A 15,502-nucleotide genomic window follows, 5' to 3' on the forward strand; every position below is an offset into this window, starting at 1 on the left:
TTCTCCCGATCAGAACGCAAAGTCCTCGTGCACATCGTCGCCATTGGTCAGCGCCGCCTGCTTGGGCGCTGACGGCGGCACGCTGATTTTCGGCGCGGCGGCAAAGGGCTTCACGCCCACTTCGCTCCAGATCTCCGACGGGAAATAGACCGTCCCGCCCTTCACCACCATGGCCATGCGGTGCAGCGCCGACATGTCCTCCAGCGGGTTGCCGTCCAGCAGCACGAAGTCGGCATACTTGCCCTTCTCGACCGAGCCGTAGGATTGATCGCGGTGCATATAGCGCTCGGGGCCGAGCGTACCGATGCGCAGCACATCGGCAGTCGGGATGCCCGCCTCGGCATAGATCTGCAACTCACGGTGGAGCGAGAGCCCGGTCTGGTCGTCGGTCCCGGGCAAGAGCGTGATCCCCCGGCCATACATGTCGCGCAGCAACGCCTTGATGGTCACGAACGACCCATCATAGGCAGCGGCATCGGCGGGGGAGGCAATCGGCGCAATCCCCTGTCGGCGGTTGCGCTGAACGCCCACGGGCAAGTGATCGAAATAGCCCGCCACCGCCGGGCTGATCGTACCATTGCGGCTCAACATCAGCAGTTCGAGCGTGACCGCCGTGGGATCGAGCGCGATGTGCTTTGCCTGCATGGTATCGAGCGTCGCAGTGACGCGCGGCGAGTTCAGATCCAGCCCCGCGGTGCGGCGCATGGCGGTGAGGCGCAGCGGCGTGCGCGTGTCCTCCTTGGGATCGAGGACCCATCCCAGCATCAGCTGGTTGATATGGGTAACTTCGTCGTAGCCCGCCGCGATCATCGCGTCGGCATTGGTGAAAGCCGGGATATGCCCGGTGACGCCCATGCCCAGCCGCTTCGCCTCGGCGGCGACGGCGGGCACCCATTCGGGATGGAAGCTGTTGTAGATCTTCACCTGCCAGTAGCCGCGCGCGCCGTACCAGCGCACCGCGTCCAGCGCTTCCGCCTCGCTGTCGACGATGAACCCATTGCGTGAGGAATAGGGGCTGCGCCCTTCGAGGAACCCGTTGCGCACGATGCGCGGACCGGCAACCTCACCGTCCTCGATGCGGCGCGTGAGGTCGATCAGGAACGCGTTGTCGTTGCCCATGTCGCGCACGCTGGTCACGCCGGAGGCGATATAGAGCAGCGCGGATTGCAGCGAAACGTGCGCGTGCATGTCGTGGAGGCCGGGGATCACCACCCGGCCGGCGCCCTCCACAGTCACTTCGCCGGGCGAGGCCGGGCTGCCAAGCGGTTCAATCGCAGCGATCCGATCGCCGAAGACCACCACGGAAACCGGATCGCCAAGCTTGCCGCTTGCGGGATCGAATACGCGGACATCGCGGATGCGGATCGGCGCGTCGTAGCTGTGCGCGACTTTCTTCTGGATCGCCGCGAAGCGCTCGGCCGAACGGGTTGCGGCGATGCGGCCCAGTTCGCCCGCATACGTCGCCAGATCCTCGCGCAGCGTGGCGTTCGTCGGCGAATAGGCGGCGACGAGGCGGCCCGCATCGTCGAGCAGGATCGCGCTTGGCGTCAGCCCGATGCCCTTGACGAGATAGGCCTTGTAGGCGGTGCCGCCCAGCGTGACCGGCGCTTCTTCCTCCAGCGAGAGCGCGCCGCCGGGCGCGGCGGGCAGCGCATGGTGGGCATCGGCCAGCAGTGCGCGCGCATAGATGCCGAGCGAGAACGGGCTGCCTTCCTGCGCGACATAGAGCGTGGATGTCTTCGCTTTCAGAGCCCCCTTGCCCGTCGTGTCGGCCCAGGACAGTGCCCCGCCCTTGGCCGTGAAACGCTCGTCGACGGCATTGCCAAAGGTCGACGTGCCGGTCAGCGTCCAGCTAATGGGCACGCCTCCGACCCCCAGCACGATGTCCTCGTGCATGGTCGGTCCGCGACCGTTGCTCTTGACGTCGTGATCGATCGTGACGTGGTTGCCGTCGATCTCGGCATAGACGTGGCCGACGTTCTCGCCATTGTCGATCACGGCGAAGCGCTCGCTCTCGGCATGGAGCGCGGCGGCGGAAAGGGCGAGCGTGGAGCAGGCGAGCCAGCGCAGCGCAGCGGCATTTTTCGAAGGCATCAGGCGTTCCCGGATTGGTGCTTGGCGTAGATGTGGGCGGCGGCGGCAAGGTCCTGCACCGCATGACCGAGCGACTTGTAGAGCGTGATTTGTTCGCCGTTCTCGCGGCCGGCGATACGGCCCAGCAGCACTTCGCCGATCTCGGCGACGATGTGCGCGTCGGTGACCAGTCCCGCCGATCTGGCGCTGAGGAACTCGGCTGCCGCATCGAGCGCGGAAGCCCGGCTGTCGGCAATATAGCGGCTGGCGGCGACGAGTTCGCCATCGATCTCGACCGGCCCCGGGCCGCTCGATCCCACGATATTGATGTGGGTGCCGGGCTTGATCCACTTGCCGAACAGGATCGGCTCGCGCGCGCCGGTCAGCGTGCAGATCACGTCCGCCGCGCCCGCCGCCGCTTCAAGGTCGGCGCCCACTTCGACCGGCAGCCGGCCGCTCCAGCGGTCGACCACGGCTTGCGCCCGCGAGAGGTCGCGCCCCCAGATCAGGATGCGGTCGAAGTCCCGCACCAGCGGCAAGGCTTCCAGGTGCGAATGAACCTGTGCTCCCGTGCCCACCAGCAGAAGGATCCGGGAATCCGCCCGCGCCAGCGCATCGGTAGCGACGGCCGTGGCGGCAGCCGTACGGATATGCGTGATCTCTTCGGCATCGGCGACGCAGACCGGCCGCCCTTCCGAGGGTTCGAACATCGTCACGAGCCCGCGATGGCGGCGCACGCCGGGCTGGCCGGGTTCGGCGAAGACGCTGATCATCTTGGCGCCGAACATGCCGCTGTCCGATAGCGCGCCGGGCATCTGCGCGAACGTTCGGCCTCCGCCCATGTGAATCATCGTGCGCAGCAACTGCCGCGTCTCTCCGCGCGAGAGCGCCTTCATGGCCTCGCGCACGACCGCGATGCAGGACGGATAGTCCAGCAAGGCCCGCACGTCTTCGGCATCGAAGACTGCCAGTTCGCTCCGTTTCATCTTATCGCCCCGCCCCCGATACCTCATGCGTTCAGCATCAACCTTAGCGCGGCGTTTGGAAATTTCTCACGCTTTGTTGCGTCAGGATGACAGATCATGGCATGATCAAACCAACAGAACACGTCAGGGAGCATAAATTTGCCTGCCGAACTCGACCGGCTCGATCTCAAGATCCTCGATCGCCTGCAGATAGACGCCACTGAATCCTCGAACGAGATTGCCGAACGCGTCGGCCTTTCCCAGTCGCCTTGCTGGCGGCGGATCCAGAGGCTCAAGGAAGATGGCTATGTGCGGGAGACTGTGGCCATCCTCGATCGCGAAAAGTTCGGGGAGAGCATGTTCATTTTCGCGCAGCTCAAGATGTCGCGCCTGTCCGACACCGAACGCGAACGCTTCATCAGCGCGGTCAACGCCACGCCGGAAATCCTGGAAGCCTATACGCTGTTCGGAGAGATGGACGTGATGCTCAAGGTCCTGGCTCCGAACATTGCCTGGTACCAGAACTTTACGTTCCGGACTCTGCTGCGCCTTCCCGGCGTTGAGGATGTGCGCTCCACGGCAACGCTTTCCGAACTCAAGTGGACGCACCGGCTGCCGCTGCCCTCGGCCCCCACCTGATCGTAGAACTCCCCCAGGTGAGGCCCGGCAAAAGTGTTTCGGGTGCATAATTCATGCACGCGGACGCGCACGGCCTGCGACCTTTGCACAAATCCCACCGGCGCAGACTGTTAGCCTTGAACCATGACACGCCCTCGTTCGTTTCGCATCGCCCTTGGCGCCGCCCTGCTGGCTTCCACACCGCTGGCCGCCGCATCCACGCCTGAAACGCCCGATCTGACCGTTACGCTGGCCCCGCTCGCCGATCCGAGCGGCGCGCTGACGCGGATGAACGTCGTCATCCGCTTCGAGGATCCCCTGCACGACGGCGCGCTGGCCGCCATCGCCTTGACGGCCAATACGGTCGAAACCTCGGCCGCAACCATGGAAGGGCTTGTCTTCACCGACGCAAAAGGCGTGATCCCGGTTGCCGTCAAAGACGCGCGGCAGGACGGCGACAATGTCGATCGCAAATGGACGCCGCAGCGTCCCGTCGAGGGGCCCGTGACCCTCGCCTATCGCGTTGCCATCGACCCGCATCAGCCCGAACTCGCCAAGCCGCAGTACGAACTGCGCGCGGCGGATGGCGGAATCTCGGGTTCGGGCAAGGCCTTCCTCGTGCTTCCCGCCGACGACAGGCTCCGCAATGTCTCGGTGCATTGGGACCTTTCGCGCGCCGGCGCCGCTGCGCGCGGAATCTCCAGTCTGGGCGCCGGCGATGCCGTGAGCAGCCATCCCTTGGGATCCGCCGAGCTGGCCGACACCTATTACATGGCCGGGCAGATCGGCTCTTATTCCAAGGGTACTTTCTTTGGCGCCTGGCAAGGCCGCTTCGGCTTCGAGGCACCCGAGTTGATGAGCTGGGCTGCGCGGCTTCAGGGCTTCTACGGCGCCTTCTTCGACCAGCGCCCTGCCAGCTTCGGCGTCTTTGCCCGGACCAACAGGCTCAATCCCGGCAGCGGCATCGGGCTGACCGACAGTTTCGCCTTCACGTTCAGCGATACGACCCCGATCACCGATCTCCAGAGCCTGCTCGCGCACGAGATGGTCCATGCCTGGATCAATTCGCTGAGCGGTTCGATGGATGCTCCGGGCGGGCTCAACCTCTCGTGGTTCGGCGAAGGGCTTGCCGTTCACTACCAGCGCATGCTGCCCTGGCGCGCCGGGCTGATCTCGCAGCAGGCTTTCCTGGACGACCTCAATTCGACCGCTGCGCGCTATTACACGAATGCGCTTATCGCCATGCCCAATGACCGGATCGCGGACGGGTTCTGGAAGGATACGCGTATCCGCGTACTGCCCTATGACCGGGGCTCGCTCTATTTCGCGAAGGTCGACGCGGATATCCGCCATGCCTCGCAGGGGAAGCGCTCGCTCGACGATGTCGTGCGCAAGATGCTCGCCGAGCGGCGCGCCGGAAAGCCGATGGACCTTGCGCTCTGGAAGCGGCTTCTGGGCGAGGAACTGGGCGCGCAAGGACTGGCCGATTTCGACCGCATGCTCGCAGGTGAAACCGTGCTTCCCCCGTCCGATGCCTTCGGGCCGGGCTTCGAGCGAGTGGTCAAGCCGCTGCAGAGGTTCGACCTTGGCTTCGATCCGCTCGTGCTGGTGTCACCCGACCGCGTGGTCAAAGGCCTTGAACCCGGCTCCGCCGCCGCACAGGCGGGCCTGCAAAACGGCGACCGGATCCTCAACCGCTTTCCGCAGGACGCCCTTCAGGGGAAACAGGATGCCACCCTTACCCTTCAGGTCGAACGCGAAGGCCGTCGTTTCAGCCTGACATACCGTCCGCGCGGCGAAACGGTCCCGGCTTATCAATGGCAAGCGCGGACGCAGCCAGCCGGGCCGGCCGAGTGATAGACGGCCGCCGGATACCTCAGGCCACTTGTCCCCGTGCCAGCGCAGCAAGGACCTGCGCCGGCACGGTATAGACGGCGTGGCGCTGGGCGCCGCGATTGTGATGGTCGACGCGGAAGCCCTGATAGTGGCGGGTCACGAGACCGGCCTTCACAAGTTCGGAAACCGCGCGGCTGACGGCGGTCATGCCCGAGATGCGCACGCGGTCGGCAACTTCCATGTCGACGAGTTGCTGAGCCTGCGCCGCATCCGGGGGCAGCAGGCCGCGCTCGGCCATGCCGCGGCGCACCGCCTCGACAGTTGCCTTGCGGTAATGGTGGCGCGCGGCACTCGGCGCGATGGCGGCCGACAACCATTCGCGGATCGGCACCAGCTGTTCGCCGTCGCGCACGAGCGGCCCGGCCGCTCCGCCCCGGCCAGCGACGCGGGCGATGAGGTCCAGTACCATGAAGGTATAGCGCGGCCGCGCCGAGTGAACGGCGATCGTGCGCATGATCCCCGGCATGTCGAGCCCGCGTTCAGGGGCGGGCGGGCGGCTGAGCGGGAGTTCCAACATGGAACGAATCAAGCACAAGTGCGAATCCGTGGGAATCCACAATCTGCATGAGAGCGCGAATTTCCGTCACTTTTTCCATCTGTGTCACTTTACCCAAAGCCTCTGGTAAAGTGACATGGGTGGCAATCACCACTTCTGGAACTTCGGATCCGGATGAAATTCAGGCTGCGAGACCGCCTGCATCCTCGCTGTCGAGATCAGCGCCATGTGCGCGCAGGACTTCGACGACGCGCGCCATCGCCATGGCCAGCGGCTCCGTCTCGCCCATCAGCGCGAAGCTCCCGCCAAGCGCGAAACTGCAATGACCGTGGACCGTCGCCACCAGCGAGCGCGAAAGGCGGGCCGCCTCTCCGTGCTGCACTTCCGGCAGGACAATGGCGACTTCGCGCTCGACGATAGCCATCAGCCCACTGCGCCGCCGCGCCAGATCCTCGGGCATGACCATCGTCTCGGGCAGGCGGTGCTCGTAGATCGCCGACCAGAGATTACGGCGCTGCGAGGCGAAATCGAAATAGCCTTCGACCAGCGCGCGAATGCGCTCGCTCCCCTGCGCGGCCGCGAGCCGCTCCTCCAGCCACTGCGCCCAGAGGATGAACGTGCGCGTATTGATCTCCAGCACCAGCGCATCGACGCTGCCGAAGACGTGCATCACCGTGCCCACCGAATAACCGATGCGCTTGGCCACCTCGCGCGCGGAGAAGCGGGCAAAGCCGACTTCCTCCATCAACTGCTGCGCCGCATCGAGGATCAGCGCTTCCAGTTCGTCGCGGGTGTGGTCCGATCGTCTGCCCATGGCGGCGATATACCGCGCCAATTTAACAGCGTCTAATTGTTAAATCACGTCAGGTGTTCGCGGCCCCGTTCGCCATGATATGCGCCCCCGAAACCCAGCTTGCCTGAGGGCTGGCAAGGAACGCCACCACGTCTGCGATCTCGCCCGCCGTACCGATCCGGCCGAAGGGAGAGGCGTTCTCGAAGAAGGCGCGCGTGGCCTCGGGCGCCTTGTCCATCATGCCCGGCGCGGTGGCGCCGGGGATCACGGTGTTCACCGTCACGCCCTTGCGGCCGAGTTCCTTTGCCCAGCTTTCGGTCAGACTCTTGATCGCGACCTTGGTGGCCGAATAGACGCCTGATCCCGCCATGGGAAACTCACCGAGACTGGAGGAGAGATTGACGATACGGCCGCCCTCGCCCAGCCGCCGCGCCGCTTCCGAGGCGACGTAGAGCGGCCCGCGCAAATTGACGCCCAGCATCCATTCAAGCTGTTCGTCATCGAGATCCGCCAGCGAACCGCCGCCGCTCACGCCCGCGCTGTTGACCACCACGTCGAGCCGTCCGAACCCCTCATCGATCGCCTCGAACAGCGCCCGCACCTCATCGCGCCGCGCAATGTCGGCGCGGACAGTCATGGTCTCGCTGCCGGCATCGCGGATCATCTTTGCAGTCTCCAGTGCGCCCTGCTCGCTGCCGCTATAATGGACGACCAGCCGGGCGCCGTCCTGTGCCAGTCGCAGCGCGATGGCGCGGCCGATGCCGCGTCCCGCTCCCGTGACCAGCGCAACTTTGCCGGCCAGAACGCCCTCACCCATCATTCACTCCCTATCATTCACCGTTCACATCGGTTCGCCAAAGCCCCGCCGCCGCGCAATCGGCCATCACGCGGCACAACAAGCCCTCGACCATGATCGAGGCATGGGTGAGCACATGCGAGGGGTTGCGGGCGAGCGTCAGCGTCCGGCGCAAGGGCGGATCGCCGATGGACGCGGTGCTGATCCGGCCCTTCTCTCTCGCGCCCGCCGCAGCACAAAGCGGCAGGACGGTCAGCGCCGCCGCGTGCTCCACCAGCGAGATCGTCGTATCAAGAGAGTCGATCTCATGCGCGATCTGCAATGTCAGACCCAGCCTCGCCGCGTCGCGATCGAGCAATTGCCGCAAGCCATGCTGCGGCCCGGGCAGTACCAGTGGCTCGGCGGCCAGTGCAGCAATTTCGACTTTCGCATCGGCCGCAAACCGGCCGGATGGCCCCGCCAGAACCAGTTCCTCGCTCGCCAAAGTGCGTGTGGCGAGGTGGCGCAGCGGATGGACCTCGTAGAGAACGCCCAGGTCGACCTTCTCCGTTTCCAGCCAGCCGCGCGCCGCGCCGGAATAGGCCTCCACCAGCCGCAGCCGAACCGAGGGCGCCTGTCGCGCCAGTTCCTCAACGAGGCGCGCACCCACCACGCGCATCAGCGAGGGCGGCATCGCCAGAACCACCTGGCCGCGCGCATCGGCGCGCAAATGGCGGGCATCGGCAACAGCCTGCTCGGTCGCATGGAGGATCTGTCGCGCGCGTTCGCGAAAGACATGACCCGCCTCGGTCAGCGTCACTCCGCGCGCGGTGCGCTCGAACAGGGAAAAGCCGATCTCATCCTCAAGCCGCAGAAGCTGCTGGCTGAGCGAGGGCTGCGCAATGCCCAGCGATTCCGCGGCGCGGCTGATCGATGCGCTTTCCGCGATCTTGAGGAAGGCCTTGAGGTGTGCGGTGTCCATGAACGCGGATGCTATTCCGCCGCGAGGCCGAGCGCCACACCGTCCGGAGCAGGTCGCATGTCCACCACCCAGCGCACCGATCGGCGCATCGGCTCGATCCCGTCGTGCGGCGAGCCGGGCGGCATGTGGTGCGAATTGGCGTAGACTGTCATCGGATCGCCGCCCGACAGCGAAACCAGCCGCTGCACGCCCGCCAAGGCGAACAGATCCAAGAGGCGCGAACGGATGGTCTCGGGGTAAATGCCGACGGTCTGGGTAGTATCGTCGCACCACTTGAGCACGTCCGTTAGGTTGTCGACCGGCACGAAGTTGACCACGCGATTGGAGAGCTTGTCGTAGAATTCGACGCGGTCGTTGAACTTCGAAACGACGAAGCCGCCTTTCAGCGTGTCGCCCTCTACGTGGTAGAAATCGTCCTCCAGCGCGGCGGCCGCCAATTCGGCTTCCAGTTCGCGGTTCGGCACCGTGAACGGCACCGAAAGCAGCGGCGGCAGCCGGTCATAGGCCGCGACCATGCGGCGGCCGAGATCGATCACCCTCTCCAGCGACGCCTCATCGCAATCGCTTTCGACATAGACGATGCGCGTATTGGCGCATGCGGTTTGGTTGTAGAACCCCGCCAAAGTCGCCAGCCCCACCGCCGCCTCGTCCATCGCGGCATCGCTCTGGAACGTCTCGCGGCCCACCATCGACATCGAATATTTCGGATTGAGCGCGGTCAGGTCGATGCCGGGCTGGAGAAACTTCTGGATGTGGCGCACCGAACTCATCCCGCCCCAGGCGGTGATCTTGTCGATGCGGCTGGTGCGCACGATCTGCGAGTCCATGAATTCCTCTCCGCCCTTCCAGTAGGCGACGGCGATATGCTTCGTCACCGGATGATCGGGCGCCAGACCGATCAGCGTGCGGGCGATGGCATTGGCCGTGAGCGGATCGTTGGACGGCGACTTGATGAGAATGTCGGACTTGGTGAGCCCCGCGCGCGCCACCGTCATCGCTGCCACCACCGGCACGTTTCCCGCCGTGATGTGCAATTGCCGCGTGCCCACCGCGCGGATGCTGACATTGGCATAGTCGCCCTGCCCCGGCACCCAGCCGTCGAGATGATCGAGCCCGATGGTCTTGTCCGCGAGCCCCGTCATCATCGCCGCATCGAACATCGCAGGCAGCGCATCATAAACGCCGCGCAGGATCGGTTCGGCCAGCCCGCCTGCTTTCAGGGCGAGGGCAAAACTCTGCTGGAGCAGTTCGTTGTCCTCCAGCCGCAGGCGCTTGCCCAGTTCTGCCAAGAGGTCGATGATCTCACGGATCGGCGTATCGTGCAGGTCGCGCAGCCGCGCCGTATCGCCAAGCACAAGGTCGTGGATGTGCCTATGCGGATCGGCCTGCCGGAAATCCGCGCCTCCCCGCCCTTTGAACAGCACCGCGTCCTCGCCCGGCATGATGACCCGGCCCCGCGCGATGATCGGGATGTCGAGAGCGTCAGCCATGAACGGTTCCATCACGCCTCTCCCGCCACGAATTCCATGAACTCGTTGTAGGCCGCCTGCGATCCGGCGCAGGTGATCTTGTCATCCCCGCCCTCGTTCTCGGCAAAGCGGCGGATCGTCTTGGCGGCGCGCGGACCGCCCCAACCGCAGGGGCAGTCCTCCTCCCAATGGATCGTCACTTCATCGCCCGACGTGAAGCCGCCCCAATAGGACGTGGGGATCGGGTCGACGAGCGCGAGCCGGCCCTTCTGGACACCTTCGCGTGGCAGCGCGCGCCCTTCGCCGTCCATCAGCAAGGGCACGGTGTATGGCAGGAAGTGGAAGTATCCGTGCGAACACATCGGCGCATTGCCGATGCATTCGGAAAAGCCGTACTGGTTGCCCAGCCGCGCGACCCCGAAGAAGGCCTTCACCTGTTCTTCCCAGTCAGCGGGGGCATCCTTGTACCCCTTCATGCCGCCGCCGCCCTCGACGATGGAGCCCGCTGCGAACTGACAGGTCATCCCCTTGTCGAGCCCGGCGCGGGCCACGCGGTAGAGGTCCGCGAAGGTGCCGCCGATCTTCACGCGCTGGCCCCGGAAGTCGTGGATCAGCTTGCCGAACCACGACTCCATGTCCGCCTCGCGCGTGCGGCCCTGCCGCATCATCGCCTCGCGCTGATCGAGCAATGCCGGATCGAGGCCGAGGCTCATCACCTCGCCCCGGTCTTCGGCGGCCTGCAGGCGTCCGGAAAGCGCCATCAGGTCGGCCGGGATGTGGGTGTCGTAAAGCGTGTGGTAGTTGGCCTCGCCGCCCGCCATCTCGACATTGAACAGGCTCATCATCTTGAGCATCGTCTGATAGCCGCCGCGATAGCCGGGAAAGAAGGTCGGCAGCTTGGTGGTCCAGGGATCGACGCCGCTCGACGCACGGTTGACGTTGAAGAAGTGGAATTTCCACGGGCCAAGCTCGTCATAGGAACGCGGCACGAAAGAGAGCTTGCCGGTCGTCCCGCTCGAATAGGTCACCAGCATGCCATAGGCTTCGAGGCGGGCGAGCCACTGCTCGATGGTGGTCACGCCCGTAAGATCGACGCGGGTGAGGTCATGCGCGGTCAGCTTGTCCAGCCAGCCGGTGAGTTTTGCAAAATCGCGGTTCTCGATGATCTGGATCGGATAGTTCTTGAGCACGCGGTGATCGAAGCAGACCGGCAGGATATCCTCGATCCGATCGATCGCCTCCACGCCCTGCCGGTCCGCGAGCTTCTTCAGGGCCGGGATCCGATTGCGCAATTTTGCAAAATTGATCCGCACGGCTTCCAGTTGCAGCTTCTCGCGCTCCTCGCGCGGGATCGCATAGAGGTCCTCGAAACGGCGATAGGTCCAGGAGGCCGGATTGTCCGGCAGCAGGCTGATCGACATTGGCAAATCCTCTTCCGGTTTTTCTTTGCCCGCAGCTTATGCAAGCCTCTTGCGCGCCGGAACCTGTCGAACCTTTCTGGCAGCCAGAGGATTTTCGAATGGCTGGGCGCAATTATCCCACAAATTGACGATATCTATAAATTGTGGGATAAAAAGCCATGGCCCGCGTCCGCCCCTTCTCCGATGAGCAGTCCCGCCTGCTGGTCAACTTGCGCCAGCGCTACGAGACATGGATCTATGCCGAGCGCGACCTTGCCGCCCTGCCCTACGACCTGCGGCGCAAGACGGTAAACGGCCACGAATACCTTTACCGCATCTTCGACCGGGGCGGCAACGGCAAGAGCCTCGGGCCGATGACGCCGGCACGGGAAGCGCAGTTTGCCGACTATCATGAAGCAAAAGCGGCGCTGAAAGAGCGCGTGCGCGCGCTGCGCCCGGCCCTTGCCGAAGCGGCGGCGCTCTACCGCGCGCTGCGGCTGCCGCTGCTGTCCTCCGACGCAGGGCCGATCCTGCGCGAATGTGACCGGCGCGACCTGCTGGGTTCGCACCTGCTGGTCGTCGGCACCAATGCGATTGCCGCCTACATGATCGAGGCCAATGGCCGTATCGATCTGCCCGACGAGACCGAGGACTTCGACCTCGCGTGGATCGCGCTGGAAGCCGAGGAGCACGAGCGGCGCGTGTGGGACATGCTGAAAGCGGTCGATTCCACGTTCACCGTCAATGCCGAGCGCGATTTTCAGGCGCGCAATGCCAAGGCCTACGAAGTGGAACTGCTGGTGGCCCCGTCGCGCGCGGCCACATTGGGCGGACGAGACCAGCCGCGCCCGGTGCCGCTGCCCGAGCAGGAATGGCTGCTGCTGGGGCGCCCGGTCGATCAGGTGATCGGTTGCCGCGATGGCTCGCCGGCACGTATCGTTGCGCCCGATCCGCGCTGGTTTGCCCTCCACAAGCTCTGGATGGCGGCGCAGGCCAAGCGCAATCCGCTCAAGCGGCCGAAGGACCGGGTGCAGGGCCTTGCCCTGCTCGACGCGGTGGCGGAAGCGATGCCGCACTATCCGCTGGACGAGGCCTTCGTTGCCGCGCTTCCGGGCGAACTGACGCCGTTCTTCGAAGAATGGCGGGGCCTCTCGCAAGCTGCCCCGCCGGACTGGTAAGGTCTCAGATGCTGGCCGAATAGATCGGCCGGCCGGGAACCGGCATCTCGGTGCGATAGACCGTCCCGGTGCTCGATTCGGTGAAATAGAGCCAGCGGTTGTCCGGGCCGCCATAGGCCGCGTTGGTGGTGTGGCGGCCTTCGGGCACGTCGATCCGCAGCATCGGCTCGCCCCGGTTGCTGAACAGCCAGACCGCGCCGAAGCCGACGTGGCAGACGACCAGATTGTCATCCTCGTCGATGGTCAGGCCGTCCGGACCCGAGCCGCCGGACATCTGGATATAGGTCCCCACCTTGCTCACGACCTCGCCGTCTTCGACAAGCGGGCAGCGCCAGACCGCATTGGCGCGGGTGACGGCCAGGAACAGCGCGGTCTCCGCCTTGTTAAGCACGAGGCCGTTGGGACTGGGGATGCCGCTCAGCAGCAGTTCGAGCCGGTCCGTTCCGGCGCGCACGCGAAACAGGCGGCCATTGGGATTCTGCCAGCCCGACTGGCCCTGATCGGTGAAGTAGATATCGCCGTTGCTGGCGATCGTGAGATCGTTGCAGCCGAGGAACGGCTCCAGCAGATAGCGGTCGAACCACGTCTCCACTTTGCCGGTGGCAGGATCGCAGATCACCATGCCCTTGTGGTGGTCCGCCACCAGCAGGCGCCCATCCGCCAGGAACTTCATGCCGTTGGGCTGGCCGTCGTACTCGAAGCCCAGTTCGCAAGTGCCGTCGGGCGAGATGCGGAACAGGCGGCCCCAGGGAATGTCCGTCACCCACAGGTTGCCCTCGGCGTCGAACACCGGACCTTCGAGGAATACCGGGGCCGGCGCGCCGTGCAGCTGCACCCGCGCCCATTCGGTGCTTTCGCCGAAACGGCGGAACTTGTCGGGAATGCGGCAGAACAATTCCGCCATGACGGCGGGCGGTGCAGCGAACATCTCTCTCTCCTGTTTCGGGGCATCGCTCCCACGGCATTGCGCCGATGGGCACGCCTCCTGCTTGGCGAAAGACCTATTGCCCATTGACCGTTCTGAAAAGAGGCTTCACCAAGCCATCAGACAAAAAAGTATACATAAATGGCTTGGAGAGGCGAAAACCCCATGAGTTCCCGTGAACTCGTATGCATTATCGATCCGATTCATCCGCTCGGCGTCGAACGGATGGAGCAGGCGCACGATATCATCGCTCCGGCGAACTGGCGGGAGGACCCGCGCCTTGCCGAAACCAGTGTGATCGTCATCCGCACCAGCCCGCTGGGGCCCGAGGTTTTCGGCGCGATGCCGCGCCTGAAAGCCATCGTGAAACACGGGGCCGGGGTGGACAATATCGACATTGCCGCTGCCACCGCGCGCGGGGTCATGGTGGCCAATACGCCGGGCGGCAACAATTCCACCGCCGTGGCCGAAGGGGCCGTCTCGATGATGCTGGCGCTGCTGCGCCGGACTCGCGAGATGGATACACTTGTGCGCGATGGCCGCTGGGACGAACGCTGGGCCGTCCGCCTTGGCGACCTGACCGGCGCGCGCGTGGGCCTGATCGGCTTCGGCCGCATCGCCCGCTGTGTCGCACAGATCTGCGGTGCCGGTTTCGGCGCGGAAGTGGCCGCTTTCGATCCCGTGGTTCCCGATGAGGACATCCGCGCTGCCGGGGTGGAACCGCTGCCGCTGGCGGAAATCCTGCGGCGCGACGTGATCTCGATCCACACCCCGCTGACCGAAGGCACGCGCAATCTGATCGACACTGTGGAGCTGGGCCTGATGTCCCCCCACGCGATCCTGGTGAACTGTTCGCGCGGCGGCATCGTCAACGAGGCCGCGCTCGCCGACGCGCTGAGAGCGGGCCAGATCGCCGGCGCCGGCATCGACGTGTTCGAGGCCGAGCCCCCCGCCCGCGACAATCCGCTGTTCGCCCTGCCCAATTGCCTGCTCTCACCCCATGTCGCCGGCGTTACCGAGGCCGGAATGCGCGACATGGCGCTCAATGTCGCCCGCGTGGTGGCGCTCGTGAGCCGTGGTGAGCGGCCGGAAACCCTGCTCAATCCGGAGATTTTCGCATGACTGCCCCGCTCAAGTCCGTGATCTATCGCAGCATTCCCAGGCCCGATCCCGCGCTGGTCGCCCGCGCCGCGAAGTTCGGTGTGGCCGACCTGCACGAAGGCCTTGGCGAGATCGCCGGGCGCATGGGCCTGATGAGCCCCGCCATGGTCCCCATCGCCCCCGGCCAGAAGCTCTGCGGCCCGGCCGTCACCGCGTGGAACTTCCCCGGCGACAACCTTGCCATTCATGCCGCGCTCTGGGTTGCCGAGGCCGGAGACGTGCTGGTCCTGACCAATGGCGGCGGGCACCAAGGTGCACTTTGGGGTGACGTTGCCTGCACCTACGCGAAACAGAAGGGCCTTGCCGGCACCGTCGTCCACGGCGCCATGCGCGATGTCGATGCGATCCGCGAGCTTGGCTACCCGGTCTGGTCCACCGCCGTCTCCGTCGAGCATCCCAAGAAGCGCGGACCGGCCGCCGTCAACGTGCCGATCGTCGCCGACGGCGTTCAGGTCGAGCCCGGCGATCTCATCGTCGGCGATTCCGACGGCGTGCTGGTGATCCCGCGCGCACTCATCGAACAGACCGTCACCAAGGCCGAGACCCGCGCCGCCGCCGAAGTCGAATTCCGCCGCCGCATCGGCGAAGGCGAAGTGCTGTTCGAGATCCTCGGCATGGACAAGATCATTGCCGACCTCGGCATCGAAATCCACGACGGCGCCTTCAACGACGCCGCGTCTTAAGAACGTAAAAGCTGCACCTGGGGAGGGGACCGCAAGGCGGTCCAGCAGGGGCGACCGGGCCGACAGTTCCGCCCATTGGCCCGGTCGC

At 65.4% G+C, this 15,502-nt stretch carries 14 protein-coding genes; 5 read left to right on the forward strand and 9 right to left on the reverse strand.

Features of this window, described 5'->3' with window-relative positions; all coding sequences use genetic code 11:
• Positions 1–9 precede the first annotated feature (9 nt).
• Positions 10–2,094: an amidohydrolase family protein gene (locus AC1VVK_RS18155; RefSeq protein ID WP_482906192.1), complete on the reverse strand. Its 2,085-nt coding sequence runs from the start codon at positions 2,092–2,094 to the stop codon at positions 10–12.
• Positions 2,094–3,059, reverse strand: a complete 966-nt coding sequence (locus tag AC1VVK_RS18160) for an ornithine cyclodeaminase family protein (protein WP_482906193.1) — start codon at positions 3,057–3,059, stop codon at positions 2,094–2,096. The genes AC1VVK_RS18155 and AC1VVK_RS18160 overlap by 1 nt, the downstream gene beginning before the upstream one ends.
• A 138-nt stretch (positions 3,060–3,197) precedes the next feature.
• Between AC1VVK_RS18160 and AC1VVK_RS18165 the strand changes: the two genes are divergently transcribed.
• Together AC1VVK_RS18165 and AC1VVK_RS18170 are read left to right on the forward strand one after the other, a co-directional pair.
• Complete coding sequence (locus AC1VVK_RS18165; RefSeq protein WP_132391661.1) at positions 3,198–3,677, forward strand: Lrp/AsnC family transcriptional regulator; 480 nt, start codon at positions 3,198–3,200, stop codon at positions 3,675–3,677.
• A gap of 123 nt (positions 3,678–3,800) precedes the next feature.
• The gene (locus AC1VVK_RS18170; protein WP_482906194.1) at positions 3,801–5,513 is read left to right on the forward strand and encodes a M61 family metallopeptidase; all 1,713 of its coding nucleotides are present in this window, start codon (positions 3,801–3,803) and stop codon (positions 5,511–5,513) included.
• A 19-nt stretch (positions 5,514–5,532) separates the two neighbouring features.
• Here AC1VVK_RS18170 and AC1VVK_RS18175 read toward each other — a convergent pair whose 3' ends face one another.
• The 6 genes from AC1VVK_RS18175 to AC1VVK_RS18200 form a co-directional block, all read right to left on the reverse strand.
• Positions 5,533–6,069, reverse strand: a complete 537-nt coding sequence (locus AC1VVK_RS18175; protein WP_482906195.1) for a hypothetical protein — start codon at positions 6,067–6,069, stop codon at positions 5,533–5,535.
• Positions 6,070–6,229: 160 nt separating this feature from the next.
• Positions 6,230–6,862, reverse strand: coding sequence for a TetR/AcrR family transcriptional regulator (locus tag AC1VVK_RS18180; RefSeq protein ID WP_482906196.1), 633 nt, complete (start codon positions 6,860–6,862; stop codon positions 6,230–6,232).
• Positions 6,863–6,911: 49 nt separating this feature from the next.
• Positions 6,912–7,661 (reverse strand): SDR family NAD(P)-dependent oxidoreductase, encoded by a 750-nt coding sequence (locus tag AC1VVK_RS18185; protein ID WP_482906197.1) that lies wholly within the window; start codon positions 7,659–7,661, stop codon positions 6,912–6,914.
• Between the two features lie 10 nt (positions 7,662–7,671).
• Positions 7,672–8,598: a LysR family transcriptional regulator gene (locus AC1VVK_RS18190; protein ID WP_482906198.1), complete on the reverse strand. Its 927-nt coding sequence runs from the start codon at positions 8,596–8,598 to the stop codon at positions 7,672–7,674.
• A gap of 11 nt (positions 8,599–8,609) precedes the next feature.
• On the reverse strand, positions 8,610–10,088 hold the full coding sequence (locus tag AC1VVK_RS18195) for an acyl-CoA reductase (protein ID WP_482906199.1): 1,479 nt from the start codon (positions 10,086–10,088) through the stop codon (positions 8,610–8,612).
• Positions 10,089–10,099: 11 nt separating this feature from the next.
• On the reverse strand, positions 10,100–11,488 hold the full coding sequence (locus AC1VVK_RS18200) for a hypothetical protein (RefSeq protein ID WP_482906200.1): 1,389 nt from the start codon (positions 11,486–11,488) through the stop codon (positions 10,100–10,102).
• Positions 11,489–11,646: 158 nt separating this feature from the next.
• On the opposite strand from AC1VVK_RS18200, the gene AC1VVK_RS18205 reads away from it, so the two are divergent.
• On the forward strand, positions 11,647–12,645 hold the full coding sequence (locus AC1VVK_RS18205) for a GSU2403 family nucleotidyltransferase fold protein (RefSeq protein ID WP_482906201.1): 999 nt from the start codon (positions 11,647–11,649) through the stop codon (positions 12,643–12,645).
• A gap of 4 nt (positions 12,646–12,649) precedes the next feature.
• On the opposite strand, the gene AC1VVK_RS18210 is transcribed toward AC1VVK_RS18205, so the two are convergent.
• On the reverse strand, positions 12,650–13,573 hold the full coding sequence (locus AC1VVK_RS18210; RefSeq protein WP_482906202.1) for an SMP-30/gluconolactonase/LRE family protein: 924 nt from the start codon (positions 13,571–13,573) through the stop codon (positions 12,650–12,652).
• Positions 13,574–13,735: 162 nt separating this feature from the next.
• On the opposite strand from AC1VVK_RS18210, the gene AC1VVK_RS18215 reads away from it, so the two are divergent.
• Positions 13,736–14,692, forward strand: coding sequence for a hydroxyacid dehydrogenase (locus AC1VVK_RS18215; protein ID WP_482906203.1), 957 nt, complete (start codon positions 13,736–13,738; stop codon positions 14,690–14,692).
• Positions 14,689–15,414, forward strand: coding sequence for a 4-carboxy-4-hydroxy-2-oxoadipate aldolase/oxaloacetate decarboxylase (locus AC1VVK_RS18220; protein WP_482906204.1), 726 nt, complete (start codon positions 14,689–14,691; stop codon positions 15,412–15,414). The genes AC1VVK_RS18215 and AC1VVK_RS18220 overlap by 4 nt, the downstream gene beginning before the upstream one ends.
• The last annotated feature ends 88 nt before the right edge of the window (positions 15,415–15,502 follow it).

The sequence above is a fragment of the Novosphingobium sp. BL-S-32 genome, assembly GCF_056857055.1.